Source organism: Synechococcus sp. W65.1 (assembly GCF_047461615.1).
In the GTDB taxonomy this organism is placed as follows: Bacteria; Cyanobacteriota; Cyanobacteriia; order Thermostichales; family Thermostichaceae; genus Thermostichus.
The window spans coordinates 1-21483 of the sequence record NZ_JANSHI010000012.1 but is presented as its reverse complement, the minus strand read 5'-3'; the positions used below and the strand labels follow the sequence as shown (position 1 = coordinate 21483).

The following is a 21483-nucleotide window of genomic DNA, read 5'->3' as shown; positions in this document are numbered from 1 at the left end:
GTTCAAGCAGCAAAAAAGGGATCCCGCCTAGGGATCCCTGAGTTGCTTTAGCTAGGCAGTTAGCCCGACAAGGAAGCCGTCGAGGCGATGAGGAAGGCCGCGTAGGTCAGCACGTACCCCACTGTGAAGTGGGCTAGACCCACCAAGCGCCCTTGCACAATCGACAGGGCCACTGGCTTATCCTTCCAGCGGATCAAGTTAGCCAAGGGAGTGCGCTCATGCGCCCACACCAAGGTCTCGATCAGCTCTTGCCAGTAGCCGCGCCAGGAGATGAGGAACATGAACCCCGTGGCCCACACCAAGTGGCCGAACAGGAACATCCAGGCCCAAACCGACAGGTTGTTCATCCCGTAGGGGTTGTAGCCGTTGATCAACTGAGCGGAGTTGGCCCAGAGGTAGTCCCGCAGCCAGCCCATGAGGTAGGTGGAGCTCTCGTTGAACTGGGCGGTGTTGCCGCTCCAGATCCCCAGGTGCTTCCAGTGCCAGTAGAAGGTGACCCAGCCAATGGTGTTCAGCATCCAGAACATGGCCAGGTAGAAAGCATCCCAGGCCGAGATGTCGCAGGTGCCGCCCCGGCCCGGCCCGTCGCAGGGGAAGCTGTAGCCGAAGTCTTTCTTGTCCGGCATCAGCTTAGAGCCGCGGGCATCCAGCGCCCCCTTGACCAGGATCAACGTGGTGGTGTGCAGGCCTAGGGCAATGGCGTGGTGCACTAGGAAGTCCCCAGGGCCAATGGGCAGGAAGAGGAACCCATTGGGGTCGTTAATGGCTTGCAGCCAGCCTGGCAGCCACACGTTGCCGTGGTTGGGCCAAGCAGTGGAGGCAATGCTGTTGGGATCCGACAACAGCACGTTCATGCCATAGAGCATCTTGCCGTGGGAGGCCTGGATGAACTGGGCAAACACCGGCTCGATCAGGATTTGCTTCTCCGGCGTGCCAAAGGCCTGCATGACGTCGTTGTGGACGTACAGCCCCAGCGTGTGGAAGCCCAGGAATAGCGACACCCAGCTCAGGTGGGAGATGATCGCCTCCTTGTGATCCAGCACCCGCGCCAGCACGTTGTTCTTGTTGGCCTCGGGATCGTAGTCCCGCACCAGGAAGATGGCTCCGTGAGCAAAAGCTCCTACCATCAAGAAGCCAGCAATGTACTGGTGATGGGTGTAGAGAGCCGCCTCCGTGGTGTGATCCATGGACATGAACACGTAGGGGTTGAGGGCGTACATATGCTGGGCCACCAGCGAGGTCACCACCCCCAAGCAGGCCAGAGCCAGTGCCAATTGGAAGTGCAGGGAGTTGTTGACCGTGTCGTAGAGGCCCTTGTGCCCTTCGCCCAGTAGGCCCCCAAAGGGAGTGTTCTTGGGTGGGTTATGGGCGCCCAGGATCTCGCGGATGCTGTGGCCGATGCCCCAGTTGGTTCGATACATGTGCCCAGCCACGATGAAGATCACCGCAATGGCCAGGTGGTGGTGGGCCATGTCCGTCAGCCACAGAGACTGGGTGTTGGGGTTGAAGCCGCCCAAGAAGGTAAGGATGGCCGTGCCCGCCCCTTCTGCCGTGCCCCAGACGTGGTTGGCCGTGTCCGGGTTCTGGGCGTACACCCCCCAGTTGAGGGTGAAGAACGGCTTCAGGCCTGCTGGGTGGGGCAGGGTGGTGAGGAAGTTGTCCCAACCTACGTGCTGACCGCGGGACTCGGGGATGGCCACATGGATCAGGTGGCCCGCCCAAGCCAAGGAGCTGACGCCAAACAGGCCGGCCAGGTGGTGGTTGAGGCGGGCTTCGGCGTTCTTAAACCAGCTCAGGCTAGGGCGGAAGCGAGGCTGCAGGTGCAGCCAGCCAGCAAACAGGAACACCGCTGCTAGTAGCAGTAGGCCAATGGCGCCGGCGTAGAGATCGCCGTTGGTGCGTAGGCCAATGGTGTTGAACCAGTAGTAGAGGCCAGAGTAGGCCGCATTCACAGGGCCACCGCCACCAGGTTGGGTGAAGGCCTCCACTGCCGCCTTGCCAAAGTGGGGATCCCAAATGGCGTGGGCAATAGGCGTGACGCCGGTGGGGTTGGCCACCCATTGCTCATAGTTGCCCTGCCAGGCGATGTGGAAGACGTTGCCAGAGGCCCACAGGAAGATGATCGCCAGATGGCCGAAGTGGGTGGCAAACAGCTTTTGGTAAAGCCGCTCCTCCGTCATGCCATCGTGGGTCTCAAAGTCGTGGGCGGTGGCAATGCCATACCACAGACGTCGAGTAGTGGGATCGCTAGCCAGGTCTTGGCTGAATTGGGGAAAACGAGTTGCAGTGGTCATGATTGTCTCTTCCTCCTTGCCTTAGCCGAGTGCGGCAAACCGTGCCAGGAAGAACGCCCAAGTGGTCACGATTCCGCCCAGCAGGTAGTGGGCCACACCGACCGCCCGCCCCTGGATGATGCTCAGGGCGCGAGGTTGAATGGCCGGAGCAACTTTCAGCTTGTTATGGGCCCAGACGATGGACTCGATCAGCTCCTGCCAGTAGCCGCGACCGCTGAACAGGAACATCAAGCTGAAGGCCCAGACGAAGTGGGCGCCCAAGAAGAGCAGTCCATAGGCCGACAGCGCCGAGCCATAGGAGTTGATCACCTGCACCGATTGGGCCCACAGGAAGTCCCGCAACCAGCCGTTGATGTTGATAGCGCTGGCCGCAAAGTTGCCTCCGGTGAGGTGCTCAATCGTGCCGTCCGGGTTGACGGTGCCCCAGATGTCGCTCTGCATCTTCCAACTGAAGTGGAAGATCACGATCGAGATGCAGTTGTACATCCAGAACAGCCCTAGGAACACGTGATCCCAAGCGGAGACTTGGCAAGTGCCGCCGCGGCCCGGGCCATCGCAGGGGAAGCGGAAGCCCAGCTTGGCCTTATCGGGGATCAGGCGAGAAGAGCGGGCAAACAGCACCCCCTTGAGCAGGATCAATACCGTGATGTGGATGGTCATGGCGTGAATGTGGTGAACCATGAAGTCCGCCGTGCCCAGCACCATCGGCATCATGGACACCTTGCCACCCACAGCCACCACATCACCCCCAAAGATGGGGCTTACCGAAGCGCCCACATAGGGAGCAGTGCTAGCGATGGCCTTGGTGTGCAGAGATTGAATCCACTGGGCAAAAATGGGCTGCAGCTGGATGCCTGTATCCGAGAACATGTCCTGCGGACGGCCCAGGGCCTGCATCGTGTCGTTGTGAACGTAGAAGCCGAAGGCGTGGAAGCCCAGGAATAGGCACACCCAGTTCAGGTGGCTGATGATGGCGTCGCGGTGGCGGATCACCCGATCCAAGACATTGTTGCGGTTCACCGCCGGGTCATAATCGCGAACCATGTAGATGGCCCCGTGGGCAGCGCCGCCAACGATAAACAGGCCCCCTATCCACATGTGGTGGGTAAATAAGGAGATCTGGGTGGCGTAGTCAATGCCCATGTAGGGATAGGGGTTCATGGCGTACATGTGCTGGGCCACGATGATGCTCAGGGATCCCACCATGGCCAGGTTGATGGCCAGTTGGGCGTGCCAAGAGGTGGTTAGCACTTCGTACAGACCCTTGTGGCCCTCGCCCGTGTAGGGGCCCTTGTGGGCTTCCAGGATCTCCTTAATGGAGTGGCCAATGCCCCAGTTGGTGCGGTACATGTGGCCAGCCACGATAAAGAGCACGGCAATGGCCAGGTGGTGGTGGGCCTGATCCGTCAGCCAGAGGGCGCCCGTCTGCGGATCCAGACCACCCTTGAAGGTGAGGAACTCCGCGTACTTGCCCCAGTCCAAGGTAAAGAAAGGTACCACCCCGCTGAAGAAGCCCCAATCCACGCTGGGGAACATCTCCTTCATCAGGGCCGGCTTGAGGATGAATTCATGAGGCAGAGGGATCTGAGCCGCCGGCACGCCTGCATCCAACATCTTGTTGATGGGAATGGCCACGTGGATTTGGTGACCAGCCCAGGCCAGAGCGCCCAACCCCAGCAGGCCCGCCAGGTGGTGGTTGAGCATCGACTCCACGTTTTGGAACCACTCCAGCTTGGGAGCCCGCTTGTGGTAGTGGAACCAGCCGGCAAACAGGCAGAGGGCGGCCATCACCAAGCCGCCAATGGCCGTTACCAGGAGCTGAAACTCATTGGTGATGCCGGCAGCCCGCCAGAGGTGAAAGAGGCCCGAGGTGATGCGGATCCCTTCAAAGCCGCCGCCCACATCGCCGTTGAGGATCTCCTGGCCAAAAATGGGCCAGACTACCTGGGCGCTGGGCTTGACATTGATGGGATCAGCCAGCCAAGCGGAGTAGTTGGAAAACTGAGCGCCGTGGTAGTACATGCCGCTCAGCCAAACGAAGACCACCGCCAGGTGGCCGAAGTGCGCCGAAAAGATCTTGCGAGAGATGTCTTCTAAGTCGCTGGTGTGACTGTCGAAGTCATGGGCAAGAGCATGCAGGTTCCAGATCCAGGTCGTGGTCTTGGGCCCCCGCGCCAGGCTGCGATCGAAGTGCCCTGGCTTGGCCCATTTCTCAAATGAGGTGGGAACTGGATCGATATCAACCGAAACCTTGACTTTTGGCTCTCGCTCCTTAGGTGTAGTTGTCATCAAGAACTCCTCTCTTGCGACCAGGAACGAAGCACCCCCGCCCTAGCAAAACTGGGGATTCCCCCCTGGGCGGGACTTACCTGGCATTATAGGTCAGCCTCTGTAAACCCCCTGTCGCTTCACAATAATTAAACTCAGGAGCCAGGCATCCCCTCCCACCTGAGGGATTACGGCAGGCTGGGGATCTCTCCTTTGCATAGTTGTGTAACGGACTTTCAGCTTGCAGAAAGAGCTGGCCGGGATGGATCACTCGTTTCAGTGGCTAGCCTAAATAATCGGTCTGGCAGCAGAAGGGCAGTGCCTACCCCAGCGGCGTGAAGCCGAAAATTGCGGGGCAGGGATCCCTCAAGATCCGTTTGCTAAACTGTGAGCAATTTGCTGACAAGCTCTGGCGATGGCCACTTCTACCTGCACCTTTTTGCATTTGGCCGATGTACATCTGGGCTGCGACCGCTACGACAGTCCAGAACGGAGCAAAGACTTTTTCTTGGCCTTTCGGGATGTGGTGCGCCGCCATGCCATTCAGAAGCGGGTAGACTTTGTCCTCATTGCTGGCGACCTGTTTGAGCATCGACAAATTCAGCCGGGGGTTCTCAACCAAGCCCAGCTTGTCTTGCGGGAGCTGAAGCAGGCAGGGATCCCGGTTTTGGCCATCGAGGGCAACCACGACAGTCGCCCCTATGGTGTCAAGACCAGTTGGCTGCGCTACTTGGCCGATCACGGAGAGCTCATTTTGCTGGAGCCAGAGGAAGGGGAACAGGGCCTGGAGCTGCACCCCTGGTCAGACGGGCGGGGTAGCTACTTGGATCTCCCCTGTGGGGTGCGGGTCATCGGCTCCCAGTGGTACGGGTCAGCGGCTCCCAAGTCCATTGAGCAGTTGGCGGCAGCTATTCGGCAGTTGCCTCCTGGCCCCGAGCGGGTGGTGTTGATGTTCCACCACGGACTGGAAGGGCAAATTGCCCGCTACCAGGGCGCCTTGCGCTACCGGGATCTCCTGCCTCTACGGGAGGTGGGGGTGGGCTATCTAGCCTTGGGACATATCCACAAAAGCTATGCAGAAGAAGGCTGGATCTTCAATCCAGGATCGCTGGAGGCCACCAGTACTGCTGAATGGGACCTTCCGCGAGGGGCTTATCGCGTCCGCTGGGGAGAGGGACCGCCCCAGGCAGAGCTGGTGCAGGATTACTACCAAAGACCCTGTCAGCGACTCTACCTCGAGGCTAAGGGTCGAGAAACGCCTGCCGAAATTGCTGCAGCAGCCCTTGCCATGGCCAAGGAAGTTGGGCCGCCAGGCGACGGGCCAGAGCCGCTGGTAGAGTTGCGGCTGGTAGGTCAGGTGGGCTTTGCCAAGCACGAGCTGGATAGCCGAGCTCTGCAACGGCAAATTCAGCAGCTTACTGGTGCCCTGGTTGTCCTGTTTCGTTTCGAGGCCAATTCTCTTGAGATTGGCTCGGCCGCTCTTTCCCTTGAAGAAGAGCAAAGGCTCCAAGTTGAAGAGAAAATCTATAGGGATCTGCTGAGCAGTCATGCCCACTACCGGAAGCGCAGCAAGGAGCTGGCGCAGCTGCTTTTGGATCTCAAAGAAAGAGTCTTGGAGGGACAAAGCGAGGCAGAGATATACACCCACCTGAGCGGAGCCTTTGTAGGAGAAGAAGACTGAATCATGCGGATCCTCTCGGTAGCTCTCCAGAACTTTAAGGCCTACGAGGAAGCTGTCTTTGAATTTGAACCCGGTATCAACGCTATCTGTGGAGAAAACGGAGCCGGAAAAACCAGCATTCTGGAGGCCATTGCTTGGGTTCTGTTTGACTACTGTCCCTACAACCAAGAGGAGCTGATTCGCACAGGCGCCAACGATGCGGTGGCCACTGTACAGTTTGTCTCGAAATGGGATCAGCGCACCTACAGTGTCCGCCGCAGTGTAGCCCAGGGCTATCGCCTCTTCGACCCACAGCTCAAGCAGCGCCTAGACTGCGAACGCAAAACCGATGTCCTGGCTTGGCTAAGGCAACACTTGGGAGTGCCGGCGGGTACAGATTTAGCACGGCTGTTTGCTACAACTATCGGTGTGCCTCAGGGTACATTTACAGCAGACTTTCTCAAAACAAGCAAAGAACGAAAAGAAGTCTTCGACCGTATCTTGAAGGTAGAAGAATACCAGCAGGTTGCTAAGGATTTGCAGACGGTTGAAAAATACAGTGAGGCACAGGTTCAGGCTGTTAAGCACCGAATCGAGCTGCTTCATCAACAACTGCAAGACTGGGATCTACTCCAATCAGAACAGCAAGAGATTGAGCGGGAGTTAAACTACTGGCGAACACATCTCAATCAATGCACCCATACCCTAAGTGAAACTAGGCAGAAGCTTGAACACCTGGAGAAGCTGCTTGAGCAAATCCAAACACTTGAGCAGCAAATTGTTCAACTGGAGCAAAAGAGATCGCTACTAAATCTATCCCTTGAGCAAGCGGAAAAGCTATGGGCAGAAGCCAAGCAAGCTCGAGCAGAGCAAGAGCAATCTCGAGCAGGGGCCCAGCGCTTCCTAGCCATAGAGGCTCAGCTGCGGGAGTTGGAAAAGCAACAGCAGCAGCGCTTGGAGTGGCTAAGGCAGCGAGAGAACCTACTCTTGCAAAAGCAGAATATTGAGAATCAACTGGCAAGACTTCAGGAAAAACTAAGCCAGCTACAGCGCTGGAAACAGGAGCTAGAAGATCTTGCGCCCAAAATTCAGCTCCAGGAAGAGCTGGAGCGCCAACAAGACCGCTGGACTCAGCAGCTCAATACCTTGCTACAGCTATACCAGGAATGGGAACAACTACAAGGAAAGTGGTCAGCCCAAGCTGAATGGTGTCAACTCCTACAGAGCCGAGTTCAAGAAGCGGAGCAAGCCCAGATCATTTGTCAACAGCATCAACCAGCCTATAGGCGCTATCTAGAGCTGGAAAACCTCATTGTCGAGCAAGAAAAGCTACGAGGGATCCGACAAACTCTAATGGCCCAGCGGGAAGCGCTGAGGCAGCATCTTCACCAGCTACAGTTGCGCGGATCCGAATATCAGCAACAGCTTCAGCTTTTGCGGAAAATGGAAGCCGATAGGCTTTCCTTGCAAGCTCTCTGCCAAAGGCAGACTGAATTGGAACAACGTTATAACCAAATTAGCCAAAAGCTAGCCTACTTTCAGACCTTGCGCCTTGAACTTAAACAACAAGAGATAGAGCGGGAGCAGGCCCGCACCCAACTGGAGCACCTGCAGCAGCAGCTTCAACAACGACAGGCCGACCTGGAGCGACTAGCCAGCCTACCCAGGCTAGAGGCTCAACGAGAACGGCTGCAAACTCAGCTAAGCCGCATCGCAGCAGCACGGCAGTTTCAACAAGAGCTGAAAGACCTTTTTGAGGAAAGCTCTTGCCAACTTACCGAGTGCCATCGCCGCATCCAGGAGCTTATCCAAGAGCTAGCTGTCTACCAACGCAACTACCCTCAGTTTCAGGCCCTATGGCAGCAGCTCCCGGAAGTCCTGTATCAGTCTTTGGTTCTGAACCAACGTTTGCTGCAGTCAATCCACCAAATCCTTCAGGATCTTGCTCCACAAACAGATGAGACTCAACTGCGCCAGCAACTGGCTGACATCCAGAGGCAGCTCAAGGCCCTGCAGCCCCTAATTGGCTTGACTGCCCAGATCCCTGAGCTGGAGGCTCAAATTGAGCAATTGACACACCTGCAAAACGAACGGCAACGCAAAATTGAGGATCTTCAGTGGAGCCTTGAGGCTGAGCACAACTTACTCCGGCAACACCAGGAAATTGGACAGGCTCTCCAGGCATTGGGAGATCCCAAAAGCCAGCTCCAGCGCCTAGAAAGGGAGCTCAGCAACAAGCCACAAGTAGAGCAAGAGTATCAGCGGATTGAGAATCAGGTTCATCAGCTTCAGCAGCAGATTCAAACTCTAGAACATGAGCTCGATCCTCTTTTGGAGCTGGATGAAAAGATCACTGCTTTGCAGGAGGAGCAGAGGCGCCACCGCGACGGCTACGAAACTTTTATCCGCATGCAGCTTCTAGCCCAAAGCTTGCCCCAGCGCCAAGATGAACTCCAAGCATCCCAGCTAGTCTTAGACCAAATACAGAAAGCTAAGCGAGAAAAGCAAGCCCAGATCGACCGTTGGGAACAGATAGAGGGCTCCAAAGATTACCTGCAAGCTCAAATTGCAAAAACTGCTGAAACTTTAAGGGAATTAGGGGATCCCAGAAGCCAAGCTGAGTGGCTAAAGGCAGAGCTTAAGCTGGAGGAGCAGTACCTAGGCCTGCAAGCCGGCTACCTTCAGCAAATCCAGGACTTAGAGGCAGTGCTCCAACCTCTTGAAGAAGCCCTGTCCCAAACTGAACACCTGGAGCAGGAGCTGGGATCCCTACAGGAAGAACGCGAAAGATACCGCTTAGATCACGAACGCTACCTACGGGCGGAGCCTATTGCCAAATTGCTAACCGAGCGGGAACAAAAACTAGCCGAGCTCAAGGCCCAACAGCAAGAGTTGCAAACTCAACTAGCTCAACTGCAGGCAAAGCTGGATCCGCTAACCTCCTTCTACCAGCCGCAGGAGCACCAACATCTTCGATCCCTTTTGCAGTCTACCGAAATCCAAAAAGCCAAGGCCCAAGCTCGACTGGAAAGCCTTTCCCCGCAGTTGCAGAAAATCCAGGAGAGACTGCAGCAACTGGAACAGGTGAAGCAAGCCTTAAAGCAAGCTGAGGTGGAAAGAGCTGAAAAAGAGCGGCTGCACCGCTTCATTAAGTTTAGTCGAGATACCTACAAAAAAGCCGGTCCTCAAATTGCCCAGTACTACCTGCAACAGATCAACATTGTTGCCGATCACCTCTTTCGCGAAATTCTCAACCGCTCTGATGTCAGCCTTACTTGGGAACCCGACTATGAGATTCGCATCCAAGAAAGAGGGGGGGCCAAACGACGTTTTGCCAGCCTTTCTGGAGGAGAGCAAATGTCGGCAGCTCTAGCTGTTCGCTTAGCTTTGCTCAAGGTACTGGGACAGTTGGACATTGCCTTTTTTGACGAGCCTACTGCCAACATGGATGCCCAGCGCTGCCAACGACTAGCGGAAGCCATTACCAACTTGCGTTCCTTTGAACAGTTATTTGTAATTAGCCATGACAATACCTTTGAGCAAGTAACAGAAAACATCATTCGCGTGGAAAGGCACTCCGGATGATGAGGAGGAATGACAGTCATGGTTTTTAGAGCTGACCGGGTGCTGGCTGTTTTACGGCAGAAGCGCGAGGCTTTTGCTACTTTCGATCGAGGGCTTTCAGAGCGCCGAGAGTGGTACCGCCAGGCGATGGAGAAATTATGCCAGTGGTCAAGCGCAAAGATTGCTGAAAGAGTAGCTCGATTGGCTTTCCCAGGTGCTTTGCCTACTCAGGAATGGGATCTCTACTCTGGCTGGAAGGTTCCCTTTAAACAAAAGTGGAATAGCTATGAGGAAAGCTATGAATGGGCAAGACCAGTTATTAAAAACATTCCTACCTTTGCAGTAGATGGATCCCAAATCTACCCCAGCAAAGATTTGTCAATACCGGTAGCCCTAGTGCAGATTGGCTGGTATGAGAACTATCACTGCGACCAGGGCCTATACCAAAAGGATATTCAGGTCGATGTGCTAACGCCAAGAGATTTGGAAGCGGGAAGTAGCGGCGAGCCCAAAGAGAGTATCGTCAACAGGCGCCGCTTTCAGATGGAAACAGAAAAAGTTGCCGAATATATTTGGCAATCTCGACCTGGATCCCAAAAACTAGCCTTCTTGGATGGGGTATTGGTGGCTACTTTTGCTGAAACTCTTGATGCTAAGAGTCAAGACTTCTATGTGGAGTGTTTGTTACAGGTACTGCGAGCTAGTGAGCAAAACCGGATCCCTGTTGTAGCTTACATTGACACTACGTACAGCTCGGATTTGGTAACACTGCTAAGGCACTGCTTTGATCTTCCTGAAGCTCCCTACCTACACGATGCGCAGCTCCTTAGCTCCTGGTTAGAGTGGGGAGACCGAACCCCTTTCTTTGTCTGTGCCTGCAGTGGCGTTCTCAATCCTCAAGAGGGGATCCTCAGCCGCTATCAGGAAATGCAAAGGCGAGTGGGGTTTGTTTACCTACGCACCACTAACGAAAACTTTCCAGCTCGACTAGAGATCCCCGTTTGGGTTTACGAGGCAGGCCTGTTGGACTGGCTGGTAGATTTGGTACGCTGTGAGGTAATTATTGGCCGAGGCTACCCGTATGTACTGGAGACGGCAGATCAGGTGGCCGTTATCCGCAATGAAGATCGCAACCTTTTCTTGCGCCTAATGCAGGAGTGGGCCAGCCGCGAGAAGCTTAACCTCCGGCTATCGCGGAAAACCCTTAGCAAGCTGCAGCGGAGACGGATCTGATGAGACTGGGTAAGGTGGTTCGCTCCAACAGTCACTGCGACTACGTGGTACAGGTGGATGATGCTCTAGAGGTCAGAAACCCTCCCTCCCCTGAAGACTATGGCTTTGGCAGCTTTGTCAAGCTGGAAAGCAACCAACGGCACTGGGCTGTGGGCTTAGTTTACAACAGTCAGATTTTAAACCCCATGTTTCCTAACGCTGGGCCCCGTCTTTCCAGCCAGCCGGATCCTTATTTCTCTCCTGATTTGCAAAATGAGGTGCGTACATTACTTTCGGTAATCCTCATAGGAGCTTTGGACGAAGAAAGGAGTTGTGGCTGGCAAGGGATCCCGCGCGTAGTGGTGCCTGTCAACACGCCTGTCTTTCGCATGAGCCAGGAGGAAATTCTACGCTTTCATCTCAACCCTCAAGGCCAAACCCAATTTTCGTACTATGGACTGCTCTTAAGCAGCGGTGGTAATTTTGCCAACCACCTTGTCTATCAAGTCTTAAACGATATCATACCTATGTTTTCTGACCCCGCCCAGCGACGAGCTCTGCAAATTTTAAGCAAGGAACTGGCTTGGAAAATAACCGTAGGAGCGATACGCCGATGAACCAAAAAACTCTGGACACTTCCAATGGCCGCCCTAGAGAAAGCCCCTCTTTCCCGGCGGAGGATACTCCGGAGGTGATCGGCACCGTCAAAGGCCCTGGCGAGACCTCCAACCAATATGTGTTTATCACCTCCAATACCCAAGCGGTAAAGGTGGGCGATTTTGTCTATTACGAGGTGCGAGATTCTCAGTCCCAACCTCTAAAGATCTTGGGTAAAATTAGACAAGTTCAGCTTTTGGATCACATCCCCGACCGCATCTTTGCCGACACGGAGATCGATCCCAGCACCATTGTGGCCCTAGTTGGCTTTACCCATCCCAACCCGGAGATCTACGCTGTAACCGTCGAAGTCATCGGCTATTTCGATCGGGCTATGGGCTTTATTAACCCCCGCCGCTCCCCGGAGCCGGGCGCTAAGGTCTTTTTGGCTTCCAATCAGCTTTTGAAATCCGTCTTGAACAAGCGGGAGGAAACAGCAGTTGGGGGGGCCCATTTGGGCAGTCTGCTACTGCGCGAGGAAGGAGCAGTTCCTGTGGTTCTGGATGTCAAGGAAATGGTCAGCACTCATCTAGCCATTTTAGCAGGAACCGGCTCCGGCAAATCCTACACAGCAGCGGTTTTGGTGGAAGAGCTGATGTTGCCCAAAAATCGCGCTGCTGTCCTAATTTTTGATCCGCATGGAGAATACCACACTTTAGCGGAAATGCAGTCTCATCCCAAGTTTGTAGGGGAAGACGGCTACAGACCTAGGGTCAAGGTTCTTTCTCCTCAGGAAATTAAGATTCGGGTGTCTTCTCTCAAATTTTTTGACATCCTTGCTCTGCTTCCAGAGACCACCGAGCGACAGAAATCTTTTCTGGAGAAAGCCTTCCGCAAGGTTACTCAGTTTGATCCACTGCACTGGACAATTCAGGATCTGATCGAGGCCGTCAACGAAGCAGACTCCAGAGAAGACGGCTCCCAAGGATCCTCGGCCCCTGCTTTGGAGTGGAAGCTGGAACAAATTGCTCGCTCCCCTTACTTTAGTAACGTAGAGCACCTGGCTCCTAGGGATTTATTTGAGCCGGGTCAAGTAACCATTCTCCAGATGCACGAAATCAGCCAAGAAGAACAGCAAGTTATCGCCGCTGCTATTTTGCGCCAGGCTAACCATGCCCGCATCAACACCGAAAAGGGCAAAATTCAGCCAGGAGATGAGAACTACCTGCCTTATCCTGTTTTCATTTTGCTGGAGGAAGCGCATCGCTTTGCTCCTGCGCACGAGCCTTCTCGTTGTAAACAAGTGTTGCGCACTATTCTTAGCGAAGGACGCAAGTTTGGGCTGGGGGTAGGGCTGATCACGCAACGACCCGGTAAGCTAGATTCAGATATCCTGTCGCAGTGCATGAGCCAGTTTTTGATGCGAATTGTCAACCCTGCCGATCAGGAAAACTTGCGCCATAGCGTCGAGGCTGCTGGCCGGGATCTCCTCCAAGAACTACCCGCTTTAAGTAGAGGGCAGGTGATTGTCTCTGGGGTGTGCGTCAATACCCCTGTCTTGTGCAAGGTGCGGCAGCGCTACACTCGGCATGGAGGCGACACCCTCGATGTCCTTAGCCACTGGCAGGGTTACTTCCGAAAGCACCGCCAACAGGAGCGCCTCGCTCACTCTGCCCCCCTCAAGCCGCGTCCTCAACCCCAAGTGGTGGATGGATTGAGCATCGACTAGTTTTGGGGCAAGCAGGATGAGGAAACAAATTTTTTTGCAAGGGTGGCTGGGCATCACCGCTGCCTTTTTGCTAGAAGCGGGGCCTGCCTATGCCCAGTTGCGGCTAATCCCTGACGCGGCGCGGCGGGTGTATGAGGCCCTGCCGGATCTGCCGCTGGAAAACACCTACACTCCCATTAACCCCAATGACGGCGGCCCCCGGCCTGAAGAAGATACCTTGGTGCGCCGGATGATGCTCTATCACCTGCAGGTGGCTGGGCGTTCCCCCACTGATCGCTTCGATTGGCAACTGACACTGGCTGACTATTGCGATGCCAACGAGCCAATGGTTGCCCAACAGTACCCTGGGGCTAACCGTCTTACAGTCAACCCCTACACTCGGGACAAAGCCGTTGTGCAATCTTTGAGCCGCCGGCAACGTCAAGCCCTGCTGCGGGCCCTTGTGCTGGCCTTTGGCGGGGATCCCGATCCCAAGCCTCTGTACATTCCTCCCGACTTGAAGGCTGCCCCTGCCCTTCCCACTCCAGAGCCCATGAAACCCTTGCTACTGCCGGGGAGGGGAGGGGCCGACTTGCTGAGGCCGCTCTGAAAGACTTATACAACCCCGGGCAAAAGCAGACTTTCGCTCGGGGTTGAGGCTTTCTTCCTGCTTCAGCGACCCATGGCTAGTGGCAGAGTCCACCCCTACCACCCCGCCAGAGGGATCTCCACAGGCGTGACTTCCCCGCAAGCTGCAGGTAGTTGCTCCTTGCCCCCATAAGGCACACAGGCTAAAGACGGAGCCAACTTTAGCCTAGGCAAAGTGCCTACCAGAAAAGATGTACTTGCAAGACTACTAGCTCAGCCCATCTACGTCAAGGCAGAAGGTTGGTTATGCCACAAAGTGGCCAATTGTCCGGTGAATCAAGGACTAGAGGAGAACCCTAGCGGACTCCATGTTACAAGCTGTCTCGCTGCTACTTACTCCAGAATGCGCTTTCCAGTGTAGTTTTCAATGCAGCGCAGAAACAGCTCCACGCCGAGGCTGAGGGCAGCCTCATCAAAATCAAAGCGGGGGTGGTGGTGAGGGTAGTCCAGCCCCTTGGCAGGGTTGGCAGATCCCAGGAAGAAGTAGCAGCCAGGAACCTCGTTGAAGAAAAACGAGACGTCCTCACCCCCCATGGTCATCTCGGGGAGGATGGCGGCCTCTGGGCCAAATACTTGACGGGCAGCTTGTTCTACGAGAGCTGTTAGCCTGGGATCGTTTTCAACTGCTGGATAGCCCCGCTCGTACTGAAACTTGTAGGTGGCTCCGTGAGCCTGGCAAATGCCGGCCACGATTTCTTCCATGCGCTTTGCGATGAGCTCCCGCACCTCTAGCTGAAAGCTGCGCACAGTGCCCCAAATCTCAGCCCTAGGGGCAATGACATTGAAAGTGTCGCCAGCGCGGAACCGGCCTACTGTTACCACGGCTGGCTGCAGCGGATCCACATTGCGGGAGACGATGGTTTGCAAAGCGCTCACGATGTGGGCTCCCACCACAATCGCATCCACCGTCTGCTGGGGAAGGGCAGCATGGCCACCTCGCCCAATGACCTCGATGTGAAAGCGATCGGCAAAGGCCAGCAAGGGACCGCTTTTGACGCCAATGGTGCCCAGCGGACGGTTATTCCACAGATGGAGAGCTAGGAGGGCTTCTACATCCGGGTTCTTCAGCACCCCCGCTTCTACCATTGGCTTGGCGCCACCGGGGCCCTCCTCGGCAGGCTGAAAGATGACCTTGACAGTACCTCTGAGGCGGTGGCGGTGCTGCTGTAGCAGCTTAGCCGTGCCTAGGGCGATAGCCATATGGCCGTCATGGCCACAGGCGTGCATGACGTTGGGGACGGTGGAACGGTACTCCACCTCATTGGCTTCGTGGATAGGCAGGGCGTCCATGTCGGCCCGCAGTGCTAAGACCGGCCCTGGCTCTTCTCCTGTAATGGTGGCTACAATGCCAGTGCCGGCAATGCCGGTTTGGTGCGGGATCCCCCAACTTCTTAGGCGCCAGCTGAGGTAGGCGGCAGTTTGCTTTTCCTGAAAGCCCAGCTCTGGGTATTTGTGCAGGTGGCGCCGCCAGGCCACCAGTTCCGGCTGGAGGGCTTGAACGGCAGGGCGCAGGGCGGGAAAGGACATAACCCGGGGGAAGTAGGATGGACAGCGTCAGGGCAAGGTTCTCTCGGAGCTGCAGGCAGCTGCATATTACCCAGTATGGCAAAGCTAGGCCAGGAGGGGCTTTGCTCGATACCTAAGCCCATAGGAAGTTGGTTTCCGGAGGCAGATCCTGCCAGCGGCCCGGCCCCACTGCGCGCAACGCCTCTGGCAGGGAGATGGCCCCCGAGTAAAGGGCTTTGCCCAAAATGGCTCCCGCCAAGCCAGGCAGGCTGAGTAGGGCAAGCAAGTCGGTGAGCGAGCCGATCCCCCCAGAAGCGATGACAGGCAGGCGGGAAACAGCGAGGATCTGGCGCAACTGCTCCAGGTTGGGCCCAGCTAGGGTGCCATCTCGGCTGATGTCGGTGTAGATGATCCCAGCAGCCCCCTGAGCTTCCACTCGCTGCACCAGTTCAGTGGCCTGTAGAGGCGTAGTACTCAGCCAGCCGCGGGTGGCCACTTGCCCTTGGCGGGCGTCGATCCCCACCCAAATCCGACCAGGTAGGGCCTGGGTCATCGCCTCTAGGGTCTTGGGATCCTCTACAGCCACAGTGCCGACAATTACCCGATCCACTCCCAGATCCAGCAACTGCCGCGCCCGCTCCAGGGATCGGATCCCGCCTCCTACTTGGACCGGGATGGCTACCTGGCGGACAATGCGCTCGATCGTGGGGAGGTTGATCTGGTCCCCACTTTTGGCCCCGTCCAGATCTACCACGTGCAGGCGAGGAGCACCCTGGGCCGCCCACACCTCGGCCTGGTGGATGGGGTCAGCAGCCACTTGCTCTGCCTGGGCGTAATCCCCCTGGTAGAGGCGCACAGCGCGGCCCTGGAGGAGGTCAATGGCGGGGATTACCTCTAGAAAGGCGCTGCTGTAAGGCATGATGAGATCCCTTAGGGAGCTTCTCCAGTATCGCCCAGGAACAAAAAGCCTGGCGGGGCGAGCATGAACGCGCGTCAACTGGCTCTGTTGGCCTTGCAGAAGATTGAGCGACACAACGCCTACGCTGACGTCGTGCTAGAGCAGCTGTTGGCCCGCAGCCACCTGAGCCCTGCCGACTGCCACCTGGTCAGCGAGCTGGTGTACGGTGTTACCCGCCGTCGCCGCACCCTCGATGCCCTGATTGACTGCTTCGCCCGCCACCCTGCTTCCAAGCAGCCCCCCGACTTGCGGCTCATTCTCCACCTTGGCCTTTACCAACTGGCCTTTTTGGATCACATCCCGCCCAGGGCCGCCATCCACACCAGTGTGGAACTGGCCCGCCAAGTGGGTTTGGGATCGCTAGCGGGGGTGGTGAACGCCATCTTGCGCGCCTACCAGCGCCAGGTGCTAGTGCAGCCGGAAAGGGATCCCCTCCAGCCCCTGCAGGAAAGGCTGCCTGCTGATCCCATTCAGGCCTTGGGGATCCGGCACAGCTTTCCCGACTGGCTGGTGCGTCTGTGGTGGGAGCGCCTAGGGCCGGCTGAAACTGAAGCCTTGTGCGCTTGGTTTAACCAGCCGCCCCATCTGGATCTGCGGGTTAACCCCCTGCGGGCAGGGATCGACAAGGTTAGCCAAGCCTTTGCAGCCGTGGGGATCCAGGCTACCCCTCTCCCCGACGTGCCAGGCGCTCTGCGGCTAGGACATTCTGCCGGCGATATTCGAGCCCTACCTGGCTTTGCCGAGGGCTGGTGGAGCGTTCAGGACGCCAGTGCTCAGCAGGTAGTGCACTGCCTGGATCCTCAGCCGGGGGAACGGGTCATTGACTGCTGTGCCGCTCCAGGGGGCAAGACCACGCACATAGCCGAGCGGATGCAGGATCGCGGCGAGATTTGGGCTTTGGATCGCCACCCCCACCGCCTGCGCCGCCTGGAGGAAAATGTGCAGCGCTTGGGCTTGAGCTCGATCCGTCCCCTGGCCATCGACCTGTTGGCCCTGAGCGCCGCTGCCCAACCCCCTGCCCCCTTGCCCCCGTGGCAAAGCGCCGATCGCGTGCTGCTGGATGCCCCTTGCTCTGGTCTAGGCACCCTGCACCGCCGTGCTGACGCTCGCTGGCGACAAACCCCCGAGCGGATTGCCGAGTTGGCCCAGTTGCAAGCTCAGCTTCTGCAAGTGGCAGGCCGTTGGCTGAAGCCGGGCGGGCTGTTGGTGTATGCCACCTGCACGCTGCACCCTGCTGAAAACGAGGGAGTCATCCAGTCTTTCCTCAAGACCCATCCCCAGTGGGCGCCAGAAGGGGATCCCTTGCTCATCTGGCCTCACCGGCAAGATCGGGATGGGTTTTTTATCCAACGGCTGCGCCGCTGCGATTAGATCCTCCCTATGGCTTCTGAGCTGCTCACCAGCCCCAAAAACCCCTGGATCCGCAAGTTGCGGCAGTTGCACCGCAGCAAGGGCCGGCAGGAACAGGGCGCCTTCTTGGTAGAGGGATCCCACCTCGTCGAAGAGGCCCTGCGAGTTGGCTGGCCCCTCCAAGCTCTCTGCTACACGCCCGAGTGGGCTGAGCGTCACCCTCACTTGCTGGCCAGCCTACCCAAGGATCTGCGGCGGCAGGCCGTCAGCTCGGAAGTGATGGCGGCGCTCTCGACAACCGAGTCTCCGGAGGGAGTTGTGGCAGTGGCTGTCAGCCAGCCGATCCCCTCTCCTCCCTTGTCGGGGGTACACCTGGGCCTTGTGGTAGAAACCCTGCAAGATCCAGGCAATTTGGGAGCTCTGATTCGCGCCGTAGCTGCTGCAGGAGCCGATGGCCTCTGGCTAAGCGCAGACAGCGTTGATCCCGAAAACCCCAAAGTCCTGCGGGCTTCTGCCGGCCAGTGGTTTCGCTGCCCGCCGCGGGTTTTGCCCGACTTGGCTAGCTGGATCCAGGCCTGTCGCCGCCACGGCATCCAAGTCTTGGCTGCCACCCTCTCCCCCACCGCCGCCTGTTACTGGGATCAAGACCTCACCTGCCCCACCCTCTTTCTCCTAGGCAACGAAGGGTCGGGCTTAAGGGAAGCAACCATCCAGCAGGCCAATGCCCAAGTGCGGATCCCTATGGCCGAGGGCGTCGACTCCCTCAACGTGGCCATGGCGGGAGGGCTACTGCTCTACGAGGCCCTGCGCCAGCGGCGAGCCCAGTGGGGAAGTGCTTAGCTGCTCTCCCAGAGCTCCTCCTCTGCAAAGGCTGCTTCCTCTTCCTGCTCTCCTTCCCCTACTCCTGCTGGATAGCTAGTAGAAACCGGCACTCCTGCCGAAAGTTTTTCGCGCACAGCCGCTTCCACCTCCGCCAGTAGCTGCGTGTTTTTCTTTAGGAAAAGAACCAAATTGTCTCGCCCTTGGGCAATGTTTTCTTCCTTGTAGCTATACCAAGAGCCGCGCCGCTTAAGAATGCCCATCTCCTCGGCTAGATCGATAATGCAGCCGACGTTGGAGATCCCTTGGCCAAAAATGATGTCAAATTCCGCCCGCCGAAACGGAGGAGCGACCTTGTTCTTCACCACCTTAACCCGCGCTCGGATCCCGTATTCTTCTGCACCTTTTTTCAGAGTTTGCACGCGGCGAATATCTAGCCGTACTGAGGCATAGAACTTGAGGGCATTGCCGCCCGTGGTGGTTTCCTGGGGACCGTAGCCGACGCCACCAATTTTGGAGCGCAACTGATTGAGGAAGAGAACGATCGAGCCTGTCTTGCTAACGCTGCCCGCAATCTTGCGCAGGGCTTGGCTCATCAGGCGGGCCTGCAGCCCTAGCTGGGCATCTCCCATCTCTCCCTCCAGCTCGGCCCGAGGGACCAGCGCCGCCACTGAATCCACCACGACAATATCCACAGCCGCAGAGCGCACCAGCTGATCGACAATTTCTAGGGCAACCTCTCCCGTGTCCGGCTGGGAAATCAGCAGATTCTGGATATCCACCCCCAAGGCTGCCGCGTAGGCTGGATCCAAGGCATGCTCCGCATCGACAAAAGCAGCCGTTCCCCCTTGTTTTTGCACCTCGGCAATGGCGTGCAGGGCCAGCGAGGTTTTCCCCGACGACTCCGGCCCAAAGATTTCAATGATGCGCCCCTTGGGGTAGCCGCCGCCCAAAGCCAAATCAAGGGTAAGAGCACCGCTGGGGATGGTCTCCACCCGTATCTGGGCAGCATCCCCCAGGCGCATGATTGCCCCCTTTCCAAAATTCCGCTCGATCTGGCCCAGGACCTGCTCCAGCGCCTTGCGTTTCTCTGCCTTTAGCCTCTCCAAGTCGTCCCCATTGTTTACGGCAGCAGCTTTGCCTTGGGCCATAACCCGCACCCTCCCCCACTCGTGGCGGTGAGAAGTTGAGCCTGCATTCTAGCATTGCCGTTCCCTTGGCCTAGGCGGATCCCTGTTCTCTCCCTCAGCTTGCGGCTGGAGCGGGGGGGCGGGGGATGGGTAGAGTGGGCTAAAGGATCCACTCAGGAAGGCTCCTGTGTTCACGACTTTGGTCTTGCGATCTCCCGGCCCACTGGTGTTTAGTTGGGGGCCCTTTAGTCTGCGCTGGTATGGCCTGCTGATTGGCCTATCCACTGTTCTGGGCCTTTTTCTAGCTCGCCACCTGGCAGAGCGGCGTGGCCTTTCCCCGGATGTCATGCCCAACCTGCTGCCGTGGCTGGTGGTGGGATCCCTGCCTCTTGCCCGCCTGTACTATGTGGCCTTTGAGTGGGAGCGCTACCGCCATGGCCCTTGGTGGAAGGTTTTGGCCCTCTGGCAGGGAGGCATGGCCATCCACGGCGCTTTGCTCGGCGGCAGTATAGCCCTCTACCTGTTTGCCCGCCAACAGCGGCTAAACTTTTGGCTGCTGGCCGACTGCATTGTTCCTTCCCTCAGCCTTGGCCAGGGGATTGGACGCTGGGGCAACTTCTTCAACAACGAGGCCTATGGAGAGGCGTTGCCTCCAGATAGTCGCCTGTGGGTGCAACTGCAGCTTCCTGACGGCTCCCGAGTCCACCCCACCTTTTTGTACGAATCCCTCTGGAACTTCAGCCTCTTTGGGATCCTACTCTTTTTGAGCTACCGGCGCCGGCTTCCTCCCGGTACTCTCTTGGGCTTTTACCTGGTGGGGTACAGCCTTGGTCGTTTTTGGATCGAGGGCCTGCGCACTGATAGTCTCATGCTGGGATCTCTGCGGGTAGCTCAGGTAGTCAGCCTAGCCCTTATTGCGGTCGGCTTGGCTTTGATAGGGACAGCTCAAAGACGCGCTTCTAGGTAAGAGGAGGGGAGAGCGATCCCCACTCAGCCCCTCGAAAAGGAGATCTCAAATGGCGGATCTGGCGATCACTGGTGAAGGGCTTTGGCAACAAGCCTCTCCTTTGGTACTACCGTCTGCTGCTGCCACCCAATCCCTAGCAGCTCTCCTGGGGCAGACCGCCGCCTGCCTTCTCACTGCACCAGAGCAGCAGTTTGCCCTCCCCCAAGCGGTTGGGATCGACTCTACCCCCGGCTTGGTCATTCTTCTCGCAGGCGGCCTAGGCAGCGGCAAAACCACCTTCGTGCAGGGGCTAGGGCAGGGACTGGAGATCCCTGAGCCCATCGACAGCCCCAGCTTCGTGCTGGTGCAGGAATACCGCACGGGACGGATCCCTCTCTTCCACTGTGACCTCTATCGCCTAGGGCCTACCTCTGGTGCCCATGCCAGCGAGGTAGAGGCTTCGGCTCTAGAAGATCTGGGGCTGGAAGAGCTTTGGGGCCAAGTTGGGATCACTGCCATTGAGTGGCCTCAGTACCTCCCTTACCTGCCTCCAACCTATCTCTGGCTGCAGCTAGAGCCCCATCTGCAGGCAGAGGGATCCCGCCTGCTACACGCCAAGGGCAGGGGACTCAGGACTGCCCAGCTTTGGCAGCAAGTACTTTCCCAGCTTCCTCAGCGAGGCACCAAAGGGTAAAGGCAGTTATCGGCAAAAAACCCCCCGGGGGTACTTGACGGTGGGGGTGAGTGTGGGATAGGGTAGTGAAGCGCTGACAAGGCCACCAGGCCCAGCGCCCCAGAACCTTGACAAGCGCATACCAGTCAA

The 21483-nt window shown here is 57.3% G+C and carries 15 protein-coding genes; 10 read left to right on the top strand and 5 right to left on the bottom strand.

Annotated features, from left to right (window positions below; translation table 11 throughout):
- Positions 1-59 precede the first annotated feature (59 nt).
- Both psaB and psaA read right to left on the bottom strand, forming a co-directional pair.
- Positions 60-2294, bottom strand: coding sequence for a photosystem I core protein PsaB (psaB, locus tag NW806_RS07940; protein ID WP_414410682.1), 2235 nt, complete (start codon positions 2292-2294; stop codon positions 60-62).
- A gap of 21 nt (positions 2295-2315) precedes the next feature.
- The gene (gene psaA / locus NW806_RS07935; RefSeq protein ID WP_414396652.1) at positions 2316-4583 is read right to left on the bottom strand and encodes a photosystem I core protein PsaA; all 2268 of its coding nucleotides are present in this window, start codon (positions 4581-4583) and stop codon (positions 2316-2318) included.
- A 394-nt stretch (positions 4584-4977) separates the two neighbouring features.
- Between psaA and NW806_RS07930 the strand changes: the two genes are divergently transcribed.
- Genes NW806_RS07930 through NW806_RS07905 form a run of 6 tightly spaced genes read left to right on the top strand, consistent with a single transcriptional unit; the run spans position 4978 to position 13913 of the window.
- On the top strand, positions 4978-6243 hold the full coding sequence (locus tag NW806_RS07930; protein WP_414410681.1) for a metallophosphoesterase family protein: 1266 nt from the start codon (positions 4978-4980) through the stop codon (positions 6241-6243).
- A 3-nt stretch (positions 6244-6246) separates the two neighbouring features.
- Positions 6247-9807, top strand: coding sequence for an AAA family ATPase (locus NW806_RS07925; protein WP_414410680.1), 3561 nt, complete (start codon positions 6247-6249; stop codon positions 9805-9807).
- A gap of 18 nt (positions 9808-9825) precedes the next feature.
- Positions 9826-11019, top strand: a complete 1194-nt coding sequence (locus NW806_RS07920; protein WP_414410679.1) for a DNA double-strand break repair nuclease NurA — start codon at positions 9826-9828, stop codon at positions 11017-11019.
- On the top strand, positions 11019-11615 hold the full coding sequence (locus NW806_RS07915) for a hypothetical protein (RefSeq protein ID WP_414410678.1): 597 nt from the start codon (positions 11019-11021) through the stop codon (positions 11613-11615). Before NW806_RS07920 ends, NW806_RS07915 begins: the two co-directional genes overlap by 1 nt.
- Positions 11612-13324, top strand: a complete 1713-nt coding sequence (locus tag NW806_RS07910) for a helicase HerA domain-containing protein (RefSeq protein ID WP_414396639.1) — start codon at positions 11612-11614, stop codon at positions 13322-13324. The genes NW806_RS07915 and NW806_RS07910 overlap by 4 nt, the downstream gene beginning before the upstream one ends.
- 16 nt (positions 13325-13340) lie before the next feature.
- Positions 13341-13913 (top strand): hypothetical protein, encoded by a 573-nt coding sequence (locus NW806_RS07905; protein WP_414410677.1) that lies wholly within the window; start codon positions 13341-13343, stop codon positions 13911-13913.
- Positions 13914-14284: 371 nt separating this feature from the next.
- Here the strand turns inward: NW806_RS07905 and NW806_RS07900 are convergent, their stop codons facing one another.
- Positions 14285-15478 carry a M20 metallopeptidase family protein gene (locus NW806_RS07900; RefSeq protein WP_414410676.1) on the bottom strand — a complete coding sequence of 398 codons (1194 nt, stop codon included), beginning with the start codon at positions 15476-15478 and terminating at the stop codon, positions 14285-14287.
- Between the two features lie 112 nt (positions 15479-15590).
- A complete protein-coding gene (gene hisA / locus NW806_RS07895; protein WP_414410675.1) occupies positions 15591-16376 on the bottom strand; it encodes a 1-(5-phosphoribosyl)-5-[(5-phosphoribosylamino)methylideneamino]imidazole-4-carboxamide isomerase in 786 nt (261 codons plus the stop codon).
- A 63-nt stretch (positions 16377-16439) separates the two neighbouring features.
- On the opposite strand from hisA, the gene NW806_RS07890 reads away from it, so the two are divergent.
- Both NW806_RS07890 and NW806_RS07885 read left to right on the top strand, forming a co-directional pair.
- Positions 16440-17786, top strand: coding sequence for a 16S rRNA (cytosine(967)-C(5))-methyltransferase (locus NW806_RS07890; RefSeq protein ID WP_414410674.1), 1347 nt, complete (start codon positions 16440-16442; stop codon positions 17784-17786).
- Positions 17787-17795: 9 nt separating this feature from the next.
- A complete protein-coding gene (locus NW806_RS07885; protein WP_414410673.1) occupies positions 17796-18605 on the top strand; it encodes a TrmH family RNA methyltransferase in 810 nt (269 codons plus the stop codon).
- Here the strand turns inward: NW806_RS07885 and recA are convergent.
- Complete coding sequence (recA, locus tag NW806_RS07880; protein WP_414405779.1) at positions 18602-19735, bottom strand: recombinase RecA; 1134 nt, start codon at positions 19733-19735, stop codon at positions 18602-18604. The genes NW806_RS07885 and recA overlap by 4 nt on opposite strands.
- A 166-nt stretch (positions 19736-19901) precedes the next feature.
- On the opposite strand from recA, the gene lgt reads away from it, so the two are divergent.
- Entirely contained in the window at positions 19902-20681 is a 780-nt protein-coding gene (gene lgt / locus NW806_RS07875; RefSeq protein WP_414410672.1) for a prolipoprotein diacylglyceryl transferase, read from the top strand.
- A gap of 49 nt (positions 20682-20730) precedes the next feature.
- Complete coding sequence (tsaE, locus tag NW806_RS07870) at positions 20731-21354, top strand: tRNA (adenosine(37)-N6)-threonylcarbamoyltransferase complex ATPase subunit type 1 TsaE (RefSeq protein WP_414410671.1); 624 nt, start codon at positions 20731-20733, stop codon at positions 21352-21354.
- The last annotated feature ends 129 nt before the right edge of the window (positions 21355-21483 follow it).

Coding starts and splice junctions, on each gene's coding strand:
- NW806_RS07920 (WP_414410679.1), top strand. CDS start 9,826: ATGGTTTTTAGAGCTGACCGGGTGCTGGCTGTTTTACGGCAGAAGCGC.
- NW806_RS07900 (WP_414410676.1), bottom strand. CDS start 15,478: ATGTCCTTTCCCGCCCTGCGCCCTGCCGTTCAAGCCCTCCAGCCGGAA.
- NW806_RS07915 (WP_414410678.1), top strand. CDS start 11,019: ATGAGACTGGGTAAGGTGGTTCGCTCCAACAGTCACTGCGACTACGTG.
- hisA (WP_414410675.1), bottom strand. CDS start 16,376: ATGCCTTACAGCAGCGCCTTTCTAGAGGTAATCCCCGCCATTGACCTC.
- NW806_RS07885 (WP_414410673.1), top strand. CDS start 17,796: ATGGCTTCTGAGCTGCTCACCAGCCCCAAAAACCCCTGGATCCGCAAG.
- psaA (WP_414396652.1), bottom strand. CDS start 4,583: ATGACAACTACACCTAAGGAGCGAGAGCCAAAAGTCAAGGTTTCGGTT.
- psaB (WP_414410682.1), bottom strand. CDS start 2,294: ATGACCACTGCAACTCGTTTTCCCCAATTCAGCCAAGACCTGGCTAGC.
- recA (WP_414405779.1), bottom strand. CDS start 19,735: ATGGCCCAAGGCAAAGCTGCTGCCGTAAACAATGGGGACGACTTGGAG.
- NW806_RS07905 (WP_414410677.1), top strand. CDS start 13,341: ATGAGGAAACAAATTTTTTTGCAAGGGTGGCTGGGCATCACCGCTGCC.
- NW806_RS07890 (WP_414410674.1), top strand. CDS start 16,440: ATGAACGCGCGTCAACTGGCTCTGTTGGCCTTGCAGAAGATTGAGCGA.
- tsaE (WP_414410671.1), top strand. CDS start 20,731: ATGGCGGATCTGGCGATCACTGGTGAAGGGCTTTGGCAACAAGCCTCT.
- NW806_RS07930 (WP_414410681.1), top strand. CDS start 4,978: ATGGCCACTTCTACCTGCACCTTTTTGCATTTGGCCGATGTACATCTG.
- NW806_RS07925 (WP_414410680.1), top strand. CDS start 6,247: ATGCGGATCCTCTCGGTAGCTCTCCAGAACTTTAAGGCCTACGAGGAA.
- NW806_RS07910 (WP_414396639.1), top strand. CDS start 11,612: ATGAACCAAAAAACTCTGGACACTTCCAATGGCCGCCCTAGAGAAAGC.